We start from the raw sequence: 23553 nt of genomic DNA, 5'->3' as shown, positions 1-23553 counted from the left end.
GCCTTGCGCGGCGTGGCGGGACTGCTGATGTGCTGTCTTGCCGGGTCGGCGGAGGCTGCCTGGCGCGGTCCGCTGATGCCCTACCTGCCGGCCATGGGTGCGGCATCGGACGTGCCCGTGAACGAGCCCGCGCCGGGCGCTGCCGAGCACCCCGAGGTCGAGCTGCCCGGTTCACCGCGGTTCTTCCGGCAGGGCGGCCGCCTGCTCTGGCACCTCGCCTCGACTCCGGCGCGCATGGACGCCCGTGACTGGCGTCGCGCCGGGCTTGGCGTGCTCGCCATTGCGGCCACCGTGGCCGTGCTCGACGAGCCGATCCGAGATGCCGTCGATCCGACGCCCGGGGGCCACAGCCTGCTGCATCGCGCCGATCGTCTGGGCGAGCGCAGCACCACCCACCTGCTCGCAGCCGGCTTCTATGGCTGGGGCTGGTGGCAGGAGGACGAACGGGCCAAGGCGGTTGGCGTCGACGCCTTCGTTTCGGCGGTGATCGCCGGCGGGCTGGTGACCTCGAAGCTGAAAAAGGCCTTCGGTCGCGCCCGGCCCTTCCTCGACGGTGATTCGGGCGACTTCAATGCCTTCGGAGGCGATGCCCAGTCGCGGCGCGCGTTCCCGTCCGGCCACAGCACCGAGGCCTTTGCCGTCGCCAGCGTCATCGCCAGCCACTACGAGGATCGGCCGGCCGTGGTCTGGAGCGCCTATGGCCTGGCCGCGCTGACCGGCCTGTCGCGCATGCGCAAGGATCAGCACTGGGCCTCCGACGTGCTGGCCGGCTCGTTGATCGGCTATGGCATCGGCAAGGCCGTGGTGCGCTTCAACACCGCCCAGCGCGAACAGGCCGTTGCGCTGCGTTGGCAGGGCGACGCGCCTGCCCTGGTGGTCGAGGCCCGCTGGTAAGCCGATCAAGAAGGCTCGGCTGAAGGTCAAGATCGGGCGCATATTTGCCGTTCGCCGCGGCCTCGGATGGGCGGGCTTTTCGTAGGAGCGGACATGGCCGCGACCGCGGAGGTTCGCCCTTGCCACGGTCTGTGGTGAATACGCCACGCCGCGGTCGCGCCCATGTGCGCTCCTACGGTCGGGCTTCGCTGCGCGTGGGCGAAATCCAATAGCGTGTGCCTTGGCGCACCGATACGGGCGTTCGGACGGTACGCCCGGTGCGGCCAGCCGCACCCTATGAATGTCTTCTTTGCGCCCAGATCCGCTGCGCGCGAACGCCTCGTCAGATCTGGATTCTGCGCCCGCCATCGACGCGGCAATGCGGGGCGTTGACGGCGCCGCAAGGGCCGAGAGCCTGTAGGTCTGGGTGGGCCGCGGAGGTGGGCCGGCGACTCCTGCATGGCAGCCACCTGCGGGCAGGTGTAGGCTGCCAACAGCGCGTCCCTGCGCGGGCGCGTCCGCTGCGCAACCGCAGAATCGGAGACCCGCATGGGCGTGATCAGATCCCGGCTGCAATGCCTTTTCGCGCTGGCCCTGCTGCTGGCCAGCATGGATGTCGACGCCCAGCGGCGCTCGGTGCGCATCGACCAGGGCACCTGGCTGGCCGAGCAGGCCTTCACGTCCTGCCCGGACATCTCAGCCCAGCAGGCCTTCGTGATCCGCGACGGCGTCCGCTTCGTCGGCCCGCAGACCGCCAGCAACCAGCCGCTGCGCGACTTCGCCGGCTGCCAGCTTCCGAGCCCGCCCTACAACGGTGAGACCTTCGAGAGCGTCGACGTACCTGATGATGCGGTCATCGGCCTGATGGGCCGCAACCTCGACGGCGCCGCCACCGCCATCCGCTACAACTTCCCCTTCGCCGGCGGCGACATGCTCAGCGATGGCAGCTACCAGTGGATGTTCTTCGACTTCGCCGGCGGGCTGCGCCTGGTCGGTCTGTACGGACTGCTGCAGGGCGGCACGCCGCAGCCGCTGGGCAGCGACGTGTTCATCGCCGAGGACGGCGGCACCCTGTGGCGCGGCGACGTTGATGGGCACCAGGGGGAGTACTTCTGCTTCGCCGGCGGCGCCTACATCGGCCGCTGGAACGGCACCGCCAACGATCCGGGGTCGGCCTGCCTTGCGCGGGTGTTGGGTCGCCCGAGACTGGCCCAGATCGTCAGCCGCGACCGCTTTGCCCGGCCGGTGGCTGGAGGTCACGAGCGCCCGGCGTTGTCCGGAGACGCCCGCCTCGTGGCCTTCGAATCCTCCTCCTCGGCGATCCGCAACGAGGACTTCAACAACCACAACGACGTCTTCCTGTTCGACCGCGGCATCGGCCAGGTCCAGCTGCTGAGCCGGAACGGCAATGGCGAAGCAGCCAACGACGAATCGGGCGAGCCGGATGTGGCACCCGACGGCAGCCACGTGGTCTTCGCCAGTTCGGCGACCAACCTGCCGGGCATTGGCGCGCTGGGGCGCCGCGCCATCGTCCTGCGCGACCTCTCCACCGGCGCCTTGGAGGCCCTGAACGGCGGCGCCCTGTTCGCCGGGCTGGCCTGCAACGATCCCAGCCTTGGCGACTCGGCCCATACGGTGGCCTTCTCCTGTACCCAGACCGGCGGAGTCGGCAGCTACCAGCATTACCTCGGCGTCGTCGTGCGCAGCCCGCTGCCCGGGCGCACGTTCCGCTACACGCTGGGCAGCTATCCGATCGGCGGACCGTTCTTCGACGCGCCGCCCCCGACCGAGGCCGATGTCAGCCGCGACGGCACGCGCATCGCCTTCGTCAGCGACAAGGACCTGACCACGCAGGGCACGGCCTTCGATCGCAGCAACGTGTTCCGCCTCGATGTCGCCAGCGAGATTCCGGTTCTGGCAAGCCTCGCCAGCGACGGCGCGCTGGGCGACGGGGACTCCGACCAGCCGAGCATTTCCTCTGACGGCTGCCGCATCGCCTTCCGCTCGGCGGCGGGCAATCTCGTCGCCGGCGACCTCAACGGCGCGACCGACATCTTCGTCCGCGACCTTTGCCTTGGCACCACGCAGCGCGCCAGTCTGCGCGATGACGGCAGCGCCACCGATGCCGACAGCGCGCGGCCTTCGATCTCGGCCGATGGCCGCTTCGTAGCCTTCGAGACCGGCGACAGCCAGCTCAAGGTCCAGGCGGGCATGTCCGGCACGGTGCTGGCGGTGCGCGACCTGCAGCAGGGGCGCACCCGCGCGCTCTCCATTGCCCTAGGCGACGGCGAGTCCTATACGCAGTTTGCCCTGCAGCCGGCGCTGTCCGGGGACGGCCGGCAGATCGCGCTGCTCTCGGCAAGCGACAACATTGCCGACCATCTTCTGGTCATGCGCGGGCCGATCCAGGATCCGCCGGTATTTGGCGACGGCTTCGAGTAGGCGAGCAAACGGCAGGTTCAGCCTGTCTCGTGCCGGCGGCGCAGGCGATAAAGGGTTGCCGGCCGGTAACGCTTGGCCAGCGGCGTGGGGCCGACATAGTCCGCGGCCAGCGATTCGGCCGGCTCGGCGGCCAGCAGGCAGGCCGATTCCTCGCTGATGAGAATCTCTCCGGGCGGGGTGATCGGTTCGATGCGCGCGGCGCGGGTGACGTGCGAGCCGAAGAAGTTCTCGCGCCCGAGCAGCGGATCGCGCGCCCGGAATACCGGCCCTGAATGCATGCCGATGCGCAGGGCGGTTTCCGCCGGCAGGCCATGCTTCGACCAGTCGGTGGCGCTCACCGCGTCGCGGATGCGCAGCGCGCACTCGGCAGCGGCATCGACTTGGTCGAAGACAAGAAACAGCCCGTCGCCCCAGGTGTTGGCAAACCGGGGGGGCGTCCCCCCGCTGCCCAGCAGCCCGGAGATCCTGCCAAGGAAATGCTGGAGGTAGGCAGGCGTGTCCTCTTCGGCCAGTCGGCTGTAGCCGACCATGTCGGCGAACAGCATGGTGACCACCTCGCGACGGTGCGCGGAGGGGCGAGCGGGCTCCGCAGGCGCGCCGCCGCCTCGCTGGCTGTCCAACCTTCCGGCGGCCTCGCGCAGCGCGGAGAGGTTGATCACCCGCGAGTTGCGGCCGAGCAGGCGCCAGTGCTCCAGCAGGCTGCGCGTGCCGCCCGGACGCGGCTCGCTGTCCTCGTCGAGCAGTGCCAGCATCAGGCAGTCGGTCTGCAGCTGTGCGGCGTGCAGCCAGGCGGCGCCCATCATCAGCTTGCCGGCGTGATCGAACAGGCTGACGTCGCCCAGGTAACGCTCGTCAACGGCGTGACGGACGCTGTTGGCCGCGGCGAGCGCAGCCTCGAAGCGGTCGCGCCAGCCCGCCCCGGCATGGTCGACGCTGAGGCGGCAGAAGTCCTCGCTGGCGAAGGGCAGCACCACATGCACCTCGGCGCCGCGCCGCTGCAGGGCCTCGATGAACAGCAGATCGCCGCCGCAGGCCGCGGAGACGTAACCGATCCCGATCCCGGCCCTGTCGATCTCTGCGTCGATGGCCTGCTCGACGGCGGGGCAGAGTGCCGCGGGGAAGCGGGGCGTTGGTCGATCCGCGGCATCGACCATGTGCCCGCTGAACACCGCGATCCGCGGCACCGACAGCAGGTCGAGCAAGGACAGGGCCATCGGCTCGGTGGTCGAGAGCAGGCGCAGCTGGCGGCGCATGCTGGCGAGATCACCGAGCTGGCCCGCCTTGAGCGCGGCCGCCTCGCCGTAGGCGCGGGCGGCCGCATCATGCTCGCCGAGCAGCAGGTGCAGCTCGCCGCGGCTGGCCTGCAGCCAGGCATCCGCGGCCTCCTGCCGGCGCAGCAGGCCGTCGAGCACCTGGCGGGCCAGTGCCCGGCTGTCCTCGCGGCGCCCGGCGAGCGCCATCAGGGTCGCGGCGTTGACGCCGGGGTAGGGGTCCGAGAAGGCCTTCCAGGCGTCGAGATAGGCGGCGATGGCCTCGTCCGCGGCGCGCATCTTCCGCTCGCCCTCCGGCAGACGGGCAAAGGCATCCTTGGCGATACGGCCTGACAGCGCCAGTGCATCGCAGCGCAGACGCGGATCGCTGCAGGCCTCGGCCACCCCGGCCAGCCAGCGCCGGGCGGCGGCCAGTGCGCCCATCCGGGCGTGGGCGAGGGCGGCGAGGTAGCGCAGGGCCGCTGGAGAATCGGCGGAAAGGTGCGGCCGCAGCCGCTCGAGCGCGCGGGGAAACTGGCCAGCCGCCAAGGCCGCACGTGCCGCCTCCTGGGCCTCGGCGGCGGTATCTTCGGAGCGGCTCAATGCGCGGGCGCCGCGTTGCCGGTGCCCGCGCCGCCCGCGCCGGAGCCGGAAATCTGCACCCACTGCTGTTCGGCGCGCAGGAGGAACGGGCTCTCCCCTCCACTCGACGTGCGCAGGCGCTGCAGCGCGGATAAAGCCTGGATCGGCTCGACCCCCGCTCCCGACGCGGCCCCGCAGTAGGCGGCTGTCAGCTGCGCCTGGGCCACCCGCCAGTTGTCCTCGCCGTACTGCTCTGCCGCATGCTGCTCGGCCCGTGCGGCAAGGACCAGGCCGCGCTCGCTCCGGCCGGCCATGCACTCAAGATCGGCAAGGTGGTTGAGCGCAGCGCCGCGCATCGGGTGTGTGCCCGCCGCGGTCACTTCGAGCGCCTCCTGCAACAGCGGCCGCGCGCCCTCGAGATCGCCGTCCGCCAGGCGGATGATGGCGAGGTTGGTCAGCGGGTAGGCGAGGTCGTCGAAGTCGTCCTTGCGGTGGCGGCGGTCGCTGCGCAGGGCCAGCTGCAGCAGCGACTCGGCGGCGCTGAGCTGCCCCAGCTCCAGCTGCAGGCGGCCGAGGTTATTGCGCAGGGTGCCGAGTTGCGGCGAGTCGTCGTCGAAGACCGTTTCGGCAGCTTCCAGTGCCTGCATGTACAGCGCGCGCGCCCGCGGCCGGTCGCCCCACTGGTAGGCATTCGAGCCGCGGGTGATCAGGGTGGCGATGGTGCGGGGATGGCGCTCGCCGAGGGTCGCCTCGAACAGGCTCTGGGCCTCGGTAAAGCCGGTTTCCGCGGCGGCATGGTCGCCGGCGAACATGGCCAGCTGGGCGAGGCCATAGCGGCTGTGCCCGCGCAGCCCGGCCAGCAGGGCCGAGTCGCCGTCAAGGCCGGACAGGGCTTCGAGCGCGCTGCGATAGGCCTTCGCGGCCTCGTCATCGCGCTCGAGAAAACTCAGTACGTCGCCACGCACGTTCGCGGCGCGTGCAAGCTGTTCCGCCAGCAGCGGACGCTGCTGGCGGGCCGCGTGTTGCTGCAGCCGGTCCAGCGCTTCCAGCGCGGCGGCGTAGTCGCCCATGTCGAAGCGCAGCGTGGCCAGCTCGATCTGCACATCGACGAACTGGGTCCACGCGTCGATCTCCTCGAGCCGGTCGCCGAGGGCTTCCAGCGAGGCGCCGAGCATGGCTTCGGCGCGTTTGTTGAGGCCAAGGCTCGAGTAGACCCGGCCTAGAGTGGCCAGATAGCTCGACTTGACCGCCGGCCGCGAAAACTCGGTGTGGTCGATGCGGCCGACCGCGCCATCGAGGATCTCGCGCACGGTGACCGCGCTCCCCTTCGATTCACCCGGGTCGGCGAGCTGGAAGACCGAGATCAGAAACCCACGCGTCTGGCGCTCGGATTCCAGCTGCAGCTCGGCCAGCGCCTGCGCTTCGCGCGCCTGGTCGCGGGCCACCGTGGCCTGCCAGGCGAGGAAGGCGAAGCTTGCCGTCAGAGCCAGCGAGGCGGCAGTGAGCAGGGCCAGCCGTCGTTGCCGGCGGGTCTGCTCGCGATGCCGCAGTTCATCGAAGCCGACGCCGAGCAGGCCGGCGATCAGCTTCAGCGTCGCCGCATCGAAGCCGTCGCCCTCGTCCCGGGCGTCCGCGGCCAGGGGCTCGACCAGCGGGCCCTCCGGCCGTTCCAAATCGGCCAGCAGCAAGGCCAGGGGAATCGCTGCAGTATCCGGATGCCGTCGAGGATCCTGGCCCGGGTCGCCGGCGACGACGAAGGCGTACACCGGGCGCGAGGGATGCCGGCGACGGAAGTGGCGGATCTCCTCGCCCACCCAGGGCGAGCGACAGGCCCGCGGCGAGCAGATCACCACCAGTGCGTCGGAGCGGTCCAGCGCCTCTTCGATGACCGTGGACAGACTCGCCGCCGCGCCCAGTTCGTCGCGGTCGCGGAACACCGGCGCCAGGCTCGTCGCGCCGTTCTTCCCGCGCAGCGCCCGTGGAATGCGAAAGCGCTCCAGCCGCCGATGCAGCCGCGCGCAGGGTTTCTCGTCAGCATGGCTGTAGCTGAGGAAAGCGCGGTAACGCGTTGCCATCGCCGCTCACCCGAGGAATCCGCGAAAGGCCGGCCACAGTGTCGCATACCCGTTTGCACCGGGCCGACAGACACGTCGGGTCCAACAACCCGATCGGATCAATCAGTCCATCAAGGCCGCGTGCCGGATCCGGACAGCGCTGGCGGTGCCGCGCGCCATGATGCGGGGCCTGCAGCAGATGGGTGAAACGGCCTGTAGGAGGGCGCAGTGGACGACCCGCGGAAAGGACGCCGGTTCGCAGGGTGCAGACAGATCAGCGACGCGGCTCTATCCACAGCGACTCACCGGGCTGCCGAGCGATCCTTGAGCCGGGCGAAAATCTCCGTCGCAGCTTCATTCCACACCACCCACTTGTGTCCGCCCTGACGGACCAGAACCTGGTCGGCATCGAGCGCAGGCTCCAGCAGCGGCATCACGCGGGCCAGTCGATCCTCGCGGCCGTAGGCCAGCCAGACCCGTGACTTGAGCGCCGGGTCGGCAGCGATCAGGTTGATCCGTCGCCACAGCAGTTCGCGATCAAAGTTGCCGCGGTCCACCGTGTCCGGCTTGGGACCGGGTGACCAGGCGAGCACGCCGCCTGCCTCGTCGACTTCGCGGATCACGCGCTTGCGACCAAGGTAGGGCGCCATCAGCACCAGATGGTCGATCGCCTCGGGAAAGGCCTCGTCCACGAGCAGGGTGCCCATGCCACCCATCGAGGCGCCCATCAGGACCACCGTCTCGTAGCCCCGATTCCGAGCCGGCTCGATGAACTGCCCGTGCACCCGCTGCGCCAACCTGCCGTCGAGGTAGTAGGCGAGCGTCGCCCCCGTCAGCACCACGTCGGCCTCCGGCCAGCCCGCCTGGATGGCCTGCGCGACGCCGTACTCGCGCATGACATCCGTGTTGTCTGCGCGACCCGGCAGGACCACCACCAGCACTCGCGGACCCTCGCCGGCCTTGCCGGGAACCCGCCACTCCGGAATCGGCTGGCGGCGGTCGCCGAGGTTGTAGCAGCCCGACAGGCCCAAGGCGACCACGAGTATCAGCACCGCACTGGCAAGCAGTTTCATCGCTCTTCCCGCATTCGAACCTCTGCAAGGGAACACTCCGGGATGTGAAGCGGGCGGCAGCGGGGGGGCGAGGTGCGCTGCCCCGGACCCAGGCGCTGGTTCCGAGGCAGCGGTCGCCGAAGGCGCTTCGATGGGCAGATTTGCCGCTGACGGCGGCCGGGGTTGGGCCCCGACGCATTGCCGTCTTTTGTCCTGGCCGGATGATGCGACTTTGAGCGCAAAGCCGGTCAAGGGTTGGGAGAAAGGCTTTCAGACTGAACTTTCCAGTTCCCGGATGCATGTCCATCCAGGTGCCTTTCCGTCTTCGCCCGGCCCGCGCCAGCGACAGCTTCGGGTCGTGCAATCCCTCGACGGCGACGCCATAGGTGTGGCTAGACTTCCGCTCGTCGTCCCGGCCTTCATCGAACTCTGCGGAGAAACGCAATGAACGAGCCGCCGAGTTAGAGAGCGATCACAGCGCTCATTCTTGCCGGGGCAAGCTGGTTCGTGGTGTCCAGGCGGAAATCAGCCAAGCGACGCGCAGCCGAGCGAGCCGGAGCGGCGCAGACGCCCACCCGCCAGACCCCCTTCTTCTGAGCCGGGTCCAGCCATCTCTGCCCTGCGCTTGCCAGCCCCCAACGCCCTGGTCTGGACAGGCCGTCGAATGAACGTAGTTGAAGTCGCGACGCGGATGCGTCGTCGAGGCAAGGCGCGAGAAGGAGGCATAGCAGCGCTATGGCGACGCCGACCGAGCGCAGCGAAGGCGTAGCGGGCAAAGCCCGCGCTGCTGCGCAGCGGCCGAACAACGCAGCATCGGCAGCGCAGACCGAGCGAGTTCTGCGATGTATTTCCGGGACAGGACACTAGCTTGTCGCCAGCCAGATCATGTGCCGCTCGCCCTTGCCATTCGGGCGCGCACGAACGATGTGTTCCTCAACGCGCAGACCGGACTGCTGCAGCCTGCGGGTGAAGAACGGTGCCGGTGCGGCCGACCACACGGCGAGTATGCCGCCGGGCTTCAAGGCCTCGATGGCACTGATCAGACCGCGCTCCGAATACAGCTTGTCGTTCGCAGCCAGGGTCAGTCCCTCCGGACCGTTGTCGACGTCGAGCAGGATCGCATCGAAGCCTCGCCGGTTTGCTTTCAGCACCTGCGCGACGTCGTCGACGACGACCCTCGTGCGCGGATCGCGCAGCGGATGGCCGGCCTTCCCGCCGAGCACATGGCGGTTCCACTCCACAACCGCAGGCACCAGTTCGGCGACCACGACCTCGGCGTCCTGCTGCAACACCGACAAGGCTTCGGCGAGCGTGAACCCCATTCCAAGGCCACCCACCAACACGCGCGCGGAACGACGCCGCGCGATGCGCTCGCAAGGCAACCGCGCCAGCGCCTTCTCCGATTCGCGTACCTGGCTGTTCATCAGATCGCCCCCGCCGGCGATCTTGATCGTGAAGATGTCACCGCACTGGAACAGGCGTAGTTCACCACCGCCGGGAATCGGCGCGGTATCCAGAAGGTGCATGCGATTCATCGAGGAAGCCGGGTCGGGGAAACAGGCGCCATTGTCAGTCGATGCGGCGCGGACTGCGAGATGTCTTGCAGCCGGCTGGGAGTTCGAGGCTCCACAAAGAGATGCGCGTGCAGGCTGAAGAACGGCCAGGCGAAAATGGGCCAATGGTGGGCGTTGTCACGGTGTAGCGGATCGATGCGACGTCGGCGAAGGGCGAATCGGGAAGGCAATTGCCGACCCGGAACGTGGATTCGGTGATGGGTGCTCTGGGCGCAAAGCAGACATCCATCGGGTGCGGCTGACCGCACCGGGCGTACCGTCCGAACGCCCGTATCGGTGCGCGAAGGCACACCCTATGGGGCTTCGCCGACGCGCAACGAAGCCCGACTGTGGGAACGCCCTTGGGCGCGACCCCAGCGCTCCAGATTCAGCACAGACCGTGGCCAGGGCGGAACTCCGCGGTCGCGCCCAAGGGCACTCCCACAGTTTGACTACGGCAGGGCCTGATTTGCGGCGCCAACCGGACCTGGCAACGCCGTTGCGTGTGTAGGAGCCAGCTTGCTGGCGATCGTCCGGTCCGGGGTGCCTATCGCCAGCAAGCTGGCTCCTACATTCGGGTTCTGCGGTACGTCTGCTTTGCGCCCAGATCTTGCCTCTGCGAACGCGCGCTCCTGGGCGGTTCCGGCCGGTTACCCAGCTGCTGATTGCTATCCCCTGCTTCGCCCGGGGCGTTGCCACCACCCCGGAGAAGATGCCGGTTCAGGGGGCCCGCTTCTTGACCTCGCTCTTGTCCGGTGGCGCAGGGGGCTGGCGGGCCGCTGCGTCGGTGGGGCGATCCATCGCGGCTTTGTCTGGCGGCGAGCAATAGCGGATGCGCCGGAGCGATTCGGCGCGCTTCACCGACGCGGCCGGATTCGAAGCCAGCGCCAAGGGCAAGGAATCCCCGCTCTCGTGGCTGTCAGGGAAGATCTGGATGAACGGGCCTAGATCTGCAGGCTGCGTCCACCGTCGACGCGGATGACCTCGCCGGTGCAGTAGCGGCCGTCCTGGATCAGCCAGCGGACGGCCTCGGCGACGTCGTCGGGGCTGCCGACGCGCTTGAGCGCGGTGGCGTCGATCAGCTTCTGCTGGTCGGTGTAGGCCTTGCCCGACTCCGGCCACATCACCGCGCCGGGGGCGACGGCATTGACCCGGACTTCCGGGCCAAGTTCGATGGCCAGGGAGCGGGTCATCGCCAGCAGGGCCGCCTTGGCCATGCAGTAGACCGGGTGCCGGGCCAGCGGGCGTTCGGCGTAGATGTCGACCAGGTTGACGATGGCGCCCCCGGTCGACTGCAGGTGCGGCGCGGCGGCCTGGGAGAGAAACAGCGGGGCGCGGGCGTTGGAAGCGAACAGTTCGTCCCAGTGCTGCGGGGTGATTCCGCCCACCGGCGTGGGGTAGAACGCCGAGGCGTTGTTGACCAGGGCGTCCAGGCGGCCGAAGCGGCCCAGCGTGTGGGCAACCAGCTCGGGAAGGCGATCGAACTCGCCCAGTTCGGCCTGCAGCACCAGGCAGCTGTCCGCGCGACCGGCCTCGAGATCGGCGACCAGGGCGGCCATGTCCTCGCTCGAGTTGCGGTGGTGCAGGGCGAGGTCGAAGCCGCGGGCGTGCAGCAGGCGGGCAATGCGGGCGCCGACCCGGCGGGCGGCACCGGTGATGAGGGCGACGGGTCGATCAGCGGCCATGGGTGATCCAGTTGCTAAGCTGTGCGGCAAGTTAGCAGGGAAGGCGTTGACGCCGCGCATCGGAGACCGGAGATGAAGCACCTATCGCAGCCCCCCCGTCAGGGCACCTCCCGGTGATTCCGCTCGACCTGCCGCCGCCTTCCGACGAGGCCCTGGCGCACAGCGAGCGGCTGCGCGCGGGGATCGCCGGCCATATCCGCGAGGAGGGCGGCTACATCCCGTTCTCGCGCTTCATGGAGCTGGCCCTCTACGCGCCGGGGCTGGGCTACTACAGCGCTGGCGCGACCAAGTTCGGCGAGGCCGGCGATTTCATCACCTCGCCCGAGCTGGGGCCGCTGTTCGGCCGCTGTATCGGCAACGCCGCATCCCGGGCCTTCGCCGGGCTCGATACGCCGGAATGGGTGGAGCTGGGCGGCGGCAGCGGTTCGCTGGCCGAGGTCCTGCTCCAGCACTGGGAGGCCACCGGCTCGCTGCCTCGCCGCTATCGCATTCTCGAACCCAGCGCCGACCTCAGGCAGCGCCAGCGTGAGCGCCTCAAGGCCCGGCTGAGCCCGGCCCTGTTCCAACGGCTTGAGTGGCTGGACGGCCCGCCGGCGGAGGCCTGGTCCGGCGTGCTGTTCGCCAACGAGGTGCTGGACGCGCTGCCGACCACGCGCTTCGTGATCGGCGAGGACGGCCCCGAGGAAGAGGGCGTGGCGCTCGATGAGCAGGGCGCCTTCCGGATCGTCACCCGGCCCGCGGACAACATGCTGATCGAAGCCGTACGCAATATCGAATCGCGGCTCGATGCCCCGCTACCACGCGGCTACCGCTCCGAAGCCCTGGTCCAGCTGCCCTGGTGGCTGCGCGCCGTGGTGGGCCCGATGCGCGACGGGCTGGCCCTGTTCGTCGACTATGGCTACCCGCGCCGTGAGTACTACCTGGGCGAACGCCGCGACGGCACCCTGGTCTGCCACTATCGTCATCGCGCCCATAACGAACCGTTCCACCTGCCCGGGCTGACCGATCTCAGCGCCTTCGTTGACTTCACCGCGGTGGCCGAGGCCGGGGTAGCGGCGGGCTTCGAGCTGGCCGGCTACTGTACCCAGGCCAGCTTCCTGCTGGGCAATGGGCTGGAGCAGGAGCTGGCCGCGCCGGCCGCGGACGAGCGTGCGCAGCGTCGGCGCAACGAGGAGGCGCGCAAGCTGGTGCTGCCCGGCGAGATGGGCGAGCGCTTCAAGGTCATCGGCCTGCAGCGCGGCATCGACGTGGAAAGCCTGTTCGCGCTGGGCGACCTGTCCAACCGGTTGTAACGGCCTTAGCGGCGCAGCGCGCACCCGGGTCGGCTGCGCGCTGCGTGGGGGTTTTCCCCGCTGCCGGGTAGTCGAAATGCCGGGTCCAGCCGCAAGGCGCCAGGGGCCATCCTCGGGGTACTCGACCTTGGGGAGTTCCGTGATGAAGCGTCCGTTGCTGACAGCACTGGCCACCGCCACCCTGGCGGCCCTCGGGGCATTGCCCCCGGCTGCCGCGCTTGAGCGCCATGCGCACCAGGCGCCGCGCCTGGGAAGTTTCCACCTGCAGGCGCTGACCGACGCGGTTCCGCCGGTGGCGCCAACCGCAGCCCAGATGCAGGCGGCCGAGGCGCTGAAGGCGCGCTGGCCGGAGGCCGAGATGCGCTTCGATCCGGCGTCGGGGTCCCTCGACAGCCTGATCCACATCGTCAGCGATCCGCACCCAGGCACGGCCGAGGAGGCGGCGCTCGATTTCGTGCGTGCCCACGGCGACCTGTTCGGTGGCCTGCGCGTCGATCAGCTGCGCCCGAACGCCCGTCTCAGCCGGCCCGCATTGGGCGGCCAGCTGCTTCGCTTCGACCAGGTCGTCGATGGCATTCGTATCGAGGGCGCCGGCCTCGGCATGGTTCTGGACGGCGAGAACCGCATTCGCGCGGTGTTTGGTCCGGTGTTCCCGCAGGTCTCGTTGGATACCCAGCCAGGTCTCGGCGCGGCCGCCGCGGTCTCCGCCGCCTCGCTTGACCTGCGCTCCGCCGCGCGCACCTTGCCGAGCGAGGCGCTGGCCGTCCTTGAGCCCGGCTTTGCCGCGATCGAGTCCCAGCTCGGCCCGCTGCTGCAGCCGCAGCCGGAACTGCGTGTGGTGATGAACGGCACCCAGCCGCGCCTGGTCTGGAGCTTCTACCAGTACTCGCGCAATCCCTTCGGCCTGTTCAAGTACGCCATCGACGCCCGCAGCGGGCGGGTGCTGGAGCGGCTCGACCAGGTGCGCTACCAGGAGTCCCCGGTCGAGCAGTACGCCGACTACTTTCCCACCTTTCCGGCGATCACGCCGGCACTGCGCAGCGACTGCGCCGTGCTCGACGCGAACGGCGGCGAAACCGGCCGGCCGCTGGGGCAGGCACGGATCCTGCTGCGCAAGTTCGACCAGAGCAATCGCGCATCGGGTGTCGAAGGGGTGCTGACCGGCCAGCACGCCTTCATCCAGAGCGCCCTGCCGACCCGCATCCCCTTCGCCCAGGCCGCGCTCGGCACCTATTTCTTCGACGCGGACGAGGCCCCGGTCAAGGGTCGCACCGACGAACGCGACCACCTCAAGGAGCCGGCGCAGCAGCAGGACGGCATCAGCCAGTTCATCTACATCACCGGCCTGCTGGAATACCTCGACTACCTGCACAAGGCTGGTGATGCGATCAGCACCGGCGGTTTCGGCAGTGGCGCCTTCCCCGACAGCTATCCGAACGAGTCGACCCCGCTGACCGGCACGGTGCACATCCCCAACGTGCTGGCGCCGCCGGAGGACATCTCCGACCCGCAGTTCCTCGACAAGCTGCTCGGCCTCGACAACGCCTTCGCCATCCCGGTGGCTACCGAGATCGGTGGGCAGGAAGTGGTGGTCAACCCGACCGCCTATGGCCATGGCTTCCTGCTCAACAACCTCGCCATCGACTTCTCGGTGCCCATGCACGAGGGCACGCATGCCACGATCACCCCGATCGCCGGTTTCGAGGGTTTCCCTGAAGGCCCGGCGCTGAACGAGGGACAGGCCGACCTGTGGGCCTACACCATCGGCGAGACGCCGGACCTTGGCACGTATCCGGTCAACGCCTGCGGCCTGCTCGCGGCGGTGGCCGAAGCCGGTGGTGATCCCGAGTCCTACCAGTTCATCCGCAGCGCGCAGAGCCAGATCCGCTACAGCCAGCTCGGCACCCGTGACAACCAGTTCGAGGAGCACCGCGACGGCGAGATCTACGCGGGCGCGATGTGGGATATCCGCGAGTTCATGCTGCGCATGTACCCGGAACCGCAGTTCCGCCGGCCCGATCCGGTCAGCGGCCAGCCCACCCAGCTGGCTCCGCGGGGCAAGGACGTCTGGGAGCGCCTGTTCCTCGGCGCCATGTACGTGCTCGGCACCTCCAGCCCGGACACCATGGTCCGCTCGCGCGACGCGATGCTGGTCGCCGACTCCCTGCTGTATCCGTCGGATCCGACCAACCCGGGCTCGCGAGGCCGGCATGCCGCGCTGATCGAGCGCGCCTTCGCCGCGCGCGAGCTCGGCCTGCACTCTGCGGCGCCTCTGGGCGGACGGCAGACCGTCTCGACCGCGGTCAGCGAGTTCACCGCGCAGCGCAGTGCACCGGCCGTGCCGCAGAAGATCACCGCCCGGGTGGTCGATGCCGAGACCGTGGCGGTCGAGTGGCAGCCGGTCGAGGGCGTGCTCGGCTACCAGGTGCTCAAGCGTCGCAGCGGTGATCCGCGGCGACTCTTCGAGGGCGTGCCCGGTCGCGAGTACTACGAGGGCGACGCGCGGACCAACGGCTACACCCACGTCGAATACGTGCTCGACGGCACCCGCTACGCGGATCGCGGCCAGGGCCTGGGCCGTGGCCCGGGGCAGGGGCTGGACAGCCTCGAGTACGAGTATGCGGTGCGCGCGATCGGCCGCGGCAGTGATGGCCAGGTCGGATTCTCCAAGCTCAGCGGCAATGCCAAGGTGGGCCTGAAGACGCGCAACGTCAGCGATCGGGTCTCGACCCGAGCCAGCAACCTGTCGTTTACCGGGGCGAGCTTCAGCTTCGACCAGCAGCTGAGGAACGACGGCAGCGACGCCCTGTTCGCCCCGCTGCGCTTCGAGATCCGCCGGATCAGCGAGCCCTCGGTCAGCGTCGCCAACGCCGACAACGGCGGCGCCGGGCGCCCGGGCGACACCGCGGTGTTCACCTACGACCAGTCGCTGGACCCCGGTGAGCTGTCTGCGCCGCGGCGGCTCGTTTTCTCCAACCCGGAGGGCAGGCTGTTCACCTTCAAGGCCCGGGTGCGCGCCAGCACGCGCTTCGATGTCTCCCCGGCGCGCGGCCAGCAGGATCCGGTCGATAGCGCAGGGCCCAACGAGGCCGCGCGCATCTTCCACTACACCGAGCGTTTCACCGGATTGGTGCCCCTTGGCAGCGCCGGGCTGAACCTGGTCGATGGCGTCGATCATGTCGACATCGAATTCGTCGCCCGCGACAGCGCCGTCGGCGTGGTGGCGACGCTGACCGCCTCGCCGGAAGCCGGCGGCGCCTACCCCGACCTCGACTTCGCCCTGCTCGACGCCGAAGGCAACCAGCTGGCCAGTTCGGGCAACCTCGGGCCGGACGAGAACCTCACCGCCGCGGTGACCCCGGGCGAAACCTACCGGCTGCGGGTGATCGGCTTTGCCAACGGGCCGACCGTCTACGAGGTGTTCCTCGACCAGATCGTCAGCGACCAGGCCGATGCCGGCACCGGTCCCGGAAGCCAGCTGCCGATCGAAGGCGTCGAGGTGGAGTACCAGGTCAATCCGCTGACCGGGCAGATCCTGCGCCTGCCCTGAGCGGGCAAGCATGACCCACACCCCGCGGCGCGAGGGGCGCGCCGCGGGGACGCCGGCGGTCGCCCGGCGATCCGGATTCGAGGGGGATCTTTCCCCGCCGGGATGAGGGAAGTCCCCCGTATGGCGCCGATTCAGGCGCTCCTAAGGTGAACCCACCGACTGCCCGTGCGGCGTCCGCCGCAGGCACACCCATCGTGGAGGAGGAACACGTGAACGCTCGCACTTCGAAGAAGACGCTGTCCGCGGTCATCGCCGCAGCCCTGGCCGCTCCGGGTCTGGCTCTGGCCAGCACCACCACCACGGTCATCCTGGAGTTCGAGGGTGATCCCGCCGCGGTCGAGATCGCCCGCAGCCACAACCAGCTGACCGACGCCGCGATCGAAAGCTATCGCCAGCAGCTTTCGGCGAAACAGGATGAGGTGCTGGACCGGGTCCGCGCCAGCGGGGTGAACGCGGAGGTCAAGCGCCTCCAGGTCAATGACTACGCCGGCCAGCCGGCAGCCGACCTGGAGTTCCGCTACACCATGGTGTTCAACGGCATGGCGGTGAACGTGCCGGTCAACGAGGTGCATCGCCTGCGCGAGGTGCCGGGTGTCAAGGCCGTGCATCGCGACCAGGTGCACTATACCCAGCTGGTGCAGAGCGTCGGCTTCGTACGCTCCACCGAGCTCTACGGCGGCATCGCCGAGACCGGTCCCTTCGACGACGTGCGCGAGGGCTTCGAGGGGCAGGGCATCAATATCTCGGTGATCGATTCCGGCATCGAGTGGCAGCACGAGATGTTCGGCGGCGACCCGACCCCGCCGCGCCTCGGCGTGCTCGCCGACAGCGCCGCGGTGCCGGTCAATCGCAAGGTGACCTATCAGATTCCGATGGGTGACCCGGTCTTCGAGGACGGCTTCGGCCACGGCACCCATGTCGCCTCCACCGCCGCCGGTTACCTTGGTTACGCCTGGGGCGCCGACAACATCTTCGGCAATGCCGACGACCAGGCCATCCACGGCGTCGCGCCGCAGAGCAAGCTGCACAACTACTCGGTCTGCAGCACCGTCGGCTCGGCTTCCGGCGTCGCCGGCTGCCTTGGCGCGACGATCATGCTGGCGCTCGAGGACTCGGTCTCCAACCGCACCCTGACCGGCTTCGCCAAGCCCAAGGCCCACGTCATCAACATGAGCCTGGGCTCGCCGAACGGGACCCCCACCAACGCAACGGCGGTCGCCGCCAGCAATGCCGCATTGGCGGGTAGCGTCGTGGTGGCCGCTGCAGGCAACTCCGGTAGCGTCCCGGGCATCGTCGGCTCGCCCTCCACCGGTGTCCACGTCATCTCGGTGGCGGCCACGACCGACCCGGGCGCAGATGTAGGCTGGAACACCGATGTGCTGACGCCCGGCGGCCGCCAGGACATCCGCGTCTTCCCGATGGCTGGTACGCCGAGCCCGGGTTCTGGCATCAGCAAGCCCTTCGTCTACGTGCAGAACGGCACCACCGTCGCCAACTGGCCGTCCAACGTCGCCGGCAAGATCGCCCTGGTGCGCACGGGCGGTGCTTCCGGGGCGTTCGCCGAGACCATGAACAATGCGGTGCTGGCCGGTGCCTCGGCCGTGCTGCTGATCGCCGCGACCGAAAACGCCACGGCGGTGACCTCGTCGATTCCCGGCGCGACCATCAAGCAGGCCGATGCCGACTACCTGCTTTCCCTGCTCGGCCCCAACCCCGGCCAGGGCGCGCAGTCCGCGTTCAACATCCGTCTCGAATCAGGCAATGCCAACTTCCGCGCCGACGTCGCGGGCTTCAGCTCGCGCGGTCCGGTGGCCGGCTTCGGTCAGGTCAAGCCGGATGTCTCGGCGCCGGGCGTGGACATCCTCGCCGCCCTGCCGCCGGCCAGCGTGCTCGGCGCGCTGTCGGCCACCTCGGACGGCCCGATGTACGGCGCGGTCTCCGGCACCTCGATGGCCTCGCCCCACGTCGCCGGCATTGCCGCACAGATCATCCAGGCGAATCCCTCATTCGGTCCGGCTGAAGTGCGCACTGCACTGATCAATGCCGCCACGCCGATGCGCAACGCCAGTGGCATTCCGGACAGCCACGGCACCCATAACCAGGACATCCACTCGCAGGGTGGCGGGCTGGTCGACGCCTTCGATGCGGCCAAGATCAAGGCCCTGATGGGCGTCAAGGGAGACGGCATCAACCAGCCGCGCCTGCTCGGCAGCCACAGCTTCGGCAACGTGCCCTCGCTGGCCAACCAGTGCGTCAGCAATGAGGGCGTGACCGCGGTGATCCGCGACGTCCGCGGCCAGGGCGGCAGCTACCGGCTGTCGGTGCGCAACAACCGCGGCCTCGAGGTGCCGGGCGTGCAGGCCCAGGTGTCCCCGGCGACGGTCAACGTGCCGGCCGGCGGCGAGGCGAGCTTCAACCTCAGCCTGCAGCTGGACAGCGCCGCCTTCTCCGGCCAGGACCTGGCCGAGTTCCAGTGGTACGTAATCGCAGAGCGCAGCGACGGCAGCGAGACGCTCAGCATGCCGATCTACTATCGCGGTGTGCCCTCGATCCCGGCCGCGGGAACCGGCGGCGTCACGGTCGAGAGCCAGCAGTTCAATGGCGTGATCGGCCCGGGCGCCTCGCAGGCGGCCGATGTGCTGGGTACCGACAAGACCTTCCTCGACATCCCGGTCGAGGTCGGCCCGGGCGGCACCCGCCTGGTCGGTCGCCTCGAGGCCGACTCGGTGACCAATGCCGCCTACCCGGACCTCGACATGGTCCTGCTCGATCCGAACGGCAACCAGATCGGCTCCTCCGGGAACATCGGTAGCGTGGAAAGCATCGATGCAGCCATCTCCGGCGGCGGCACCTACGTGTTCCGCATCGAGAACTACCTTGGAGTCGATTCCAGCTTCACCCTGGATGTCGAGACGACCTCGCAGGGGGCAGGCGCCGCGCCCGCCGAGCTGGCAGCAGTTCAGGGCGAGTACGTCGCGCTCAACGGCGAGCGGATCGACTTCGACGGCAACTTCCAGCTGAGCTGGAACGGCACCGGTGCCGAGACCGCCTTCCACATCGAGCGTCGCATCGACGGCGGCGCCTGGCAGCGCATCGCCAGCCTGGCCCCGTCCGCGACCAGCCATCCGATCACCGGGGCCGCCGAAGGCCAGCACGAGTACCGCATCGTCTCCGACTTCCCGGGCGCCATCTGCACTTACACCGCACCGCCGAGCAACCTGTCCGGCCTGCGCGTCGACTACCGCGACGCGGTGACCCTTGGCCAGGGTTCGGTCAGCGCCCGGGTGGTGAGCGCGCAGTCCTCGGGCAGCGAGTTCATCCTCGACCTGTCGCTGACCAATACCTCGACCACGACCTACCTCAATCCGGCAGCGTTCGAGATCGTCTCGATCAACGGCGACGCCTCGATCAAGGTGAAGAACGCCGAGAACGGTGGCGATGGCCGCGGCACCCCGGCCCGCTTCTCGCTGGTCAACAAGATCGGCGGCGAGAGCTGGACCGCGGGCGAGGCAACCGCCCCGACCACGGTGCGTTTCGACAATCCGAACGGCCAGTTGTTCACCATCACCCTGCGCGCCAGCGCCTTCAAGGACCGCTGATCCCGCGACCACGGGGGGAAGGCCCGCTCCAGGGATGGGGCGGGCCTTTCTGCTATCTGCTATCCGCCGGCACCCGTGCCGGTGTTGGATCAGCCGGGCGCGCGGCGGTGAAGGCGATGATCGGGCGCAAAAGAGACGTGCATAGGGTGCGGCTGGCCGCACCGGGCGTACCGTCCGAACGCCCGTATCGGTGCGCCAAGGCACACCCTATGGGGCTTCGCTGACGCCCAACGAAGCCCGACTGTGGGAGCGTCCTTGGCGCGACCGCGGCGCTCCAGATTCACCGCAGAACGCGGCCAGAGCGGAATCCCGCGGTCGCGCCCAAGGGCACTCCCACAGAGAGTCGGCCCATCTGATGCACCGTGGCGAATGCAAGCTCTGCGCCTGTTCTTCGACTGCAGCAGCGACAGCGTGTCCCGCGATGTGCTCACGGCGCGGCCAGCCGCGCCCTGTGTCAGGCCGTGATCGCCCGGGCCGCCGATGGATTCAGGGCGCGGAGGCGGGGTGCGCGTCGGGCGGTGGCTTGCGACCGACCCAGGTCACCAGCACCCAGTGCAGCAGGGCGGGCAGGAAGCTCAGCGAGATGAGTAGCGAGAACAGCAGGCCGAACAGGACGACGGCGCCGACGCCGCGATACAGCTCGGTGCCGGCGCCGGGGATGAAAACCAGCGGGGCGAGGCCGGCGAGGGTGGTGATGGTCGACATCAGCATCGGCCGGATCCGCGCCGCCACCGCGTCCGCCACCACCCTGGCCGCGTCCCGGGCACCGCCGCGCCAGGCCCGCAGCGCATGGTCAACGATCAGGATCGGGTTGTTGACAACGGTGCCGACGAGGATCAGGAAGCCGAGCATGGTGATCATGTCGAAGGGCTGGCGGACGAACAGGTTGAGGATCGCCAGGCCGATGATGCCGCCGGCCACGCCCAGCGGCACGCTGGTCAGGATCAGCCACGGGTAGCCGAAGTGGTTGAAGATCGCCACCAGCAGCAGGTAACAGAGCAGGATGGCGATCAGGAAGTTGCTGCTGAGCGAAGCCTGGGTGGCATCGAGCTGGTCACTGGCGCCCGAGATATCGATCTCCACCCCGGGCGGAATCTCGCCGGCATCGCGCATGGCCTCCAGCACCTCGATGCGAACGGTCTCCACCGCGGTCTCCAGCGCCACCGAGCGCGGAGGGATGATGTTGAGGGTCACCGTGCGCCGGCCGTTGACGCGGCGCAGGGTCTCGGTGTCCAGCCGCTCCTCGATCTCGACTACCGCCTCCAGCGGCAGGACGCCGCGGCCGGGCGCGTAGATCGGCAGCTGTGGGATCGCCGACAGGCCGCCCTCGGCCACGGCCGATGAGTACAGATACAGGTCGATCTTGTCATCGCCGAGAAAGTACTCGTCGACGAACGCCCCGTCGCTGAGTGCGGCGACCGCGAAACCCAGCTCGGTGGGAGTCAGGCCCAGTTCGGCGGCGCGCTCCCAGCGCGGCTTCAGCGCGATCAGCGGCTGGCCGAGCGAGAGCGATCCGGGCGAGGAGTTGATCCGCGGCTCGTCGAAGGCGGCCTCGGCGCGCCGGTAGGCGGTCTCGGCCACCCGGTACAGCTCGCCCAGTTCGCGGCCGGCGATATCGAGGTTCACACTGCGCGTGCCGCCGTCATTGCTGGAGATGATCGAGCCGCGCGAGGAGAAGGCGCGCATGCCGGGATAACCGCGGTAGATCCCGTCGATGGCGTCCATCAGCGCATCGATGTGCGAAGGATTGCTGGTCTCGGCGATGACCCGCAGCGAGCCCGGCGAGACGCTCATCACCATGCTGCGCAGCGGCGGGATCGGCGTGCGGCCGGCTTCGAAGTCATCCGGTTCGGCATCGAGATGCGGCACCAGCTGCGCTTGCACCTCGTCGCCGATGCGCTGCATGCGGGCGAGGTTGGTGCCGGGCGGGGCGATCATGCTGGAGAAGGTCTTGGCCTCCTCGCCCTCGGGCAGGTACTCGGCCGGTGGGGTCAGCCACCAGGCGAGGCCGAGCGTGCCGAGCAGCACGCCGAGGATGAGTGCGTTGCGCTGCGCCGGATGATCCAGCACCTGACGCAGCCGGATCGGCACGACACCCAGGCCCGCTGCGGGATCGATATGTTCAGGCAGGGTGCGCGAAGGCACGGCCAGGCTGGCCAGCGGCACCAGGGTGGTGGCCACGGCCAGCGAAGCGAGGATGGCCGCGGCGATGGCGATGGCCACGTCCGAGTAGAGCTGGCCGGCCTCCTCGGCGATGAACAGCACGGGCGCGAACACCAACACTGTGGTCAGGGTCGAGGCGAGCAGGGCGGCCCAGACCTCCTGCACGCCCTGCAGCGCGGCCCGGAACCGGTCGAGGCCCTGGCGGCGCTTGTGCTCGATGTTCTCGAGGACGACGATGCTGTTGTCGAGGGTCATGCCGAGCGCGAAGGCGATGCCGGCCAGCGAGATGACATTGATGGTGCGGCCGAACAGCTGCAGGCCGAGGAAGGCGGCAAGGGCGCAGAGCGGAATGCCGATGACGCCGACCGCGGTCATCCGCGCCGAGCGCAGGAATCCGAACAGAACCGCGGCAGCAAGCAGGGCGCCGATGCCGAGGTTGGTCCAGACGTTGCGCACCGAGTCCTCGACGTAGCGCGCATCGTCGGAGTTCAGCACCATCTGCATGCCGATCGGATTAAGCAGGTCGCGGTTGATGTCCTCGACCACCGGCAGCATGGCGTCCTTGATCGCGATGACGTTGGAGCCGGTCTCGCGGCGCACCTGCAGGCTGAGGCTGGGCTCGCCGCGGGAGAACGAGCGCCCTCGGATCTCGGAGTGGTCGAGCCGCACCTCGGCGATGTCACCGAGGCGGACGAAGGCGCCGTCGCGCTCGGCGACGATCAGCTCGCGCAGCGATTCGACGCTGTCGAAGCGGCCGACCGTGCGCATCAGGTAGCGCGAGTCGCCGCTGTCGATATCGCCGGCCGAGATGTCGCGATTGCGCTGGCGAATCGCCTCGCGGATCTGGCTCAGGGTCAGCTGGCGCTCGGCGAGCGTGGCGGGCGCCACCCATACCTGCAGCTGGCGCTCTGCGCCGCCGCCGATGCCGACCTGGGAGACGCCGGGGACACGCTCCATCCGCGTGCGCACGGTGTCGTCGATGTAGTCGCGCAGCAGGTCGATGTCGATATTGCGCGGGTTGCCGGGCTGCGGCAGCACGGCGAAGTACATGAAGGCGTTCGACGAAAACGCGCTGGCCAGCACCCGCGGCTCGTCGACGTTCTCCGGATAGCCGCTGACCTGGCTCAGGGCATTGCTGACCCGGATCAGGGCCTCGTCGATGTTCACTCCGAAAGGGAACTCGAGGTCGATCGAGGCACTGCCGGTGCTGGCCTGGGACAGCATGCGGCGCAGGCCGGGCACGCTGCGCAGGTACTCCTCCTGCTCGATCAGGATCTCCTTCTCGACGTCCTGCGGCGTGGCGCCGGGCCAGCGCGTTTCAACCGAGATGGTGCGCACCTCGAGGTCGGGGATCATCTGCACCGGAATGCGCAGGGCGGCGAGCAGGCTGAGTACGCCGATCACCAGCGCCGCCACCCAGACCAGGATGCCGTGGCGCAGGACGCGCTCGAAGAACAT

The 23553-nt window shown here is 69.3% G+C and carries 11 protein-coding genes; 5 read left to right on the top strand and 6 right to left on the bottom strand.

Going from position 1 to position 23553, the window contains the following annotated elements:
• The first annotated feature begins 27 nt into the window (after positions 1 to 27).
• Entirely contained in the window at positions 28 to 894 is an 867-nt protein-coding gene (locus M0G41_RS06890) for a phosphatase PAP2 family protein (protein ID WP_248206848.1), read from the top strand.
• Between the two features lie 528 nt (positions 895 to 1422).
• Positions 1423 to 3315, top strand: a complete 1893-nt coding sequence (locus tag M0G41_RS06885) for a TolB-like translocation protein (protein WP_248206844.1) — start codon at positions 1423 to 1425, stop codon at positions 3313 to 3315.
• Between the two features lie 17 nt (positions 3316 to 3332).
• Here the strand turns inward: M0G41_RS06885 and M0G41_RS06880 are convergent, their stop codons facing one another.
• From M0G41_RS06880 to M0G41_RS06860, 5 genes are all read right to left on the bottom strand, one after another.
• Positions 3333 to 5168, bottom strand: a complete 1836-nt coding sequence (locus M0G41_RS06880) for an adenylate/guanylate cyclase domain-containing protein (protein ID WP_248206842.1) — start codon at positions 5166 to 5168, stop codon at positions 3333 to 3335.
• Positions 5165 to 7222: a tetratricopeptide repeat protein gene (locus M0G41_RS06875; protein ID WP_248206840.1), complete on the bottom strand. Its 2058-nt coding sequence runs from the start codon at positions 7220 to 7222 to the stop codon at positions 5165 to 5167. The genes M0G41_RS06880 and M0G41_RS06875 overlap by 4 nt, the downstream gene beginning before the upstream one ends.
• 281 nt (positions 7223 to 7503) lie before the next feature.
• A complete protein-coding gene (locus tag M0G41_RS06870) occupies positions 7504 to 8274 on the bottom strand; it encodes an alpha/beta hydrolase (protein WP_248206837.1) in 771 nt (256 codons plus the stop codon).
• 842 nt (positions 8275 to 9116) lie between these two features.
• Positions 9117 to 9788: a spermine/spermidine synthase domain-containing protein gene (locus M0G41_RS06865; protein WP_248206834.1), complete on the bottom strand. Its 672-nt coding sequence runs from the start codon at positions 9786 to 9788 to the stop codon at positions 9117 to 9119.
• A 962-nt stretch (positions 9789 to 10750) separates the two neighbouring features.
• Entirely contained in the window at positions 10751 to 11491 is a 741-nt protein-coding gene (locus tag M0G41_RS06860) for a pteridine reductase (RefSeq protein ID WP_248206831.1), read from the bottom strand.
• 116 nt (positions 11492 to 11607) lie between these two features.
• Between M0G41_RS06860 and M0G41_RS06855 the strand changes: the two genes are divergently transcribed.
• The 3 genes from M0G41_RS06855 (at position 11608) to M0G41_RS18605 (ending at position 19932) form a co-directional block, all read left to right on the top strand.
• Positions 11608 to 12783 (top strand): class I SAM-dependent methyltransferase, encoded by a 1176-nt coding sequence (locus tag M0G41_RS06855; RefSeq protein WP_248206927.1) that lies wholly within the window; start codon positions 11608 to 11610, stop codon positions 12781 to 12783.
• 142 nt (positions 12784 to 12925) lie between these two features.
• Positions 12926 to 16333 carry a M36 family metallopeptidase gene (locus M0G41_RS06850; RefSeq protein ID WP_248206827.1) on the top strand — a complete coding sequence of 1136 codons (3408 nt, stop codon included), beginning with the start codon at positions 12926 to 12928 and terminating at the stop codon, positions 16331 to 16333.
• A 209-nt stretch (positions 16334 to 16542) separates the two neighbouring features.
• The gene (locus M0G41_RS18605) at positions 16543 to 19932 is read left to right on the top strand and encodes a S8 family serine peptidase (RefSeq protein ID WP_343226469.1); all 3390 of its coding nucleotides are present in this window, start codon (positions 16543 to 16545) and stop codon (positions 19930 to 19932) included.
• A gap of 486 nt (positions 19933 to 20418) precedes the next feature.
• On the opposite strand, the gene M0G41_RS06835 is transcribed toward M0G41_RS18605, so the two are convergent.
• Positions 20419 to 23553 carry an efflux RND transporter permease subunit gene (locus tag M0G41_RS06835; protein ID WP_248206825.1) on the bottom strand — a complete coding sequence of 1045 codons (3135 nt, stop codon included), beginning with the start codon at positions 23551 to 23553 and terminating at the stop codon, positions 20419 to 20421.

It is taken from the genome of Pseudomarimonas salicorniae, assembly GCF_023156535.1.
Lineage (GTDB): Bacteria > Pseudomonadota > Gammaproteobacteria > Xanthomonadales > Xanthomonadaceae > Pseudomarimonas > Pseudomarimonas salicorniae.
The sequence above is the reverse complement of the archived record's forward strand: the minus strand, read 5'-3'. Positions and strand labels throughout refer to the sequence as shown.

Excerpts from the sequence above, each read along its gene's own strand:
- M0G41_RS06890 (WP_248206848.1), top strand. The coding sequence starts at position 28 with ATGTGCTGTCTTGCCGGGTCGGCGGAGGCTGCCTGGCGCGGTCCGCTG.
- M0G41_RS06850 (WP_248206827.1), top strand. The coding sequence starts at position 12,926 with ATGAAGCGTCCGTTGCTGACAGCACTGGCCACCGCCACCCTGGCGGCC.
- M0G41_RS06875 (WP_248206840.1), bottom strand. The coding sequence starts at position 7,222 with ATGGCAACGCGTTACCGCGCTTTCCTCAGCTACAGCCATGCTGACGAG.
- M0G41_RS06860 (WP_248206831.1), bottom strand. The coding sequence starts at position 11,491 with ATGGCCGCTGATCGACCCGTCGCCCTCATCACCGGTGCCGCCCGCCGG.
- M0G41_RS06885 (WP_248206844.1), top strand. The coding sequence starts at position 1,423 with ATGGGCGTGATCAGATCCCGGCTGCAATGCCTTTTCGCGCTGGCCCTG.
- M0G41_RS06870 (WP_248206837.1), bottom strand. The coding sequence starts at position 8,274 with ATGAAACTGCTTGCCAGTGCGGTGCTGATACTCGTGGTCGCCTTGGGC.
- M0G41_RS06835 (WP_248206825.1), bottom strand. The coding sequence starts at position 23,553 with ATGTTCTTCGAGCGCGTCCTGCGCCACGGCATCCTGGTCTGGGTGGCG.
- M0G41_RS06865 (WP_248206834.1), bottom strand. The coding sequence starts at position 9,788 with ATGAATCGCATGCACCTTCTGGATACCGCGCCGATTCCCGGCGGTGGT.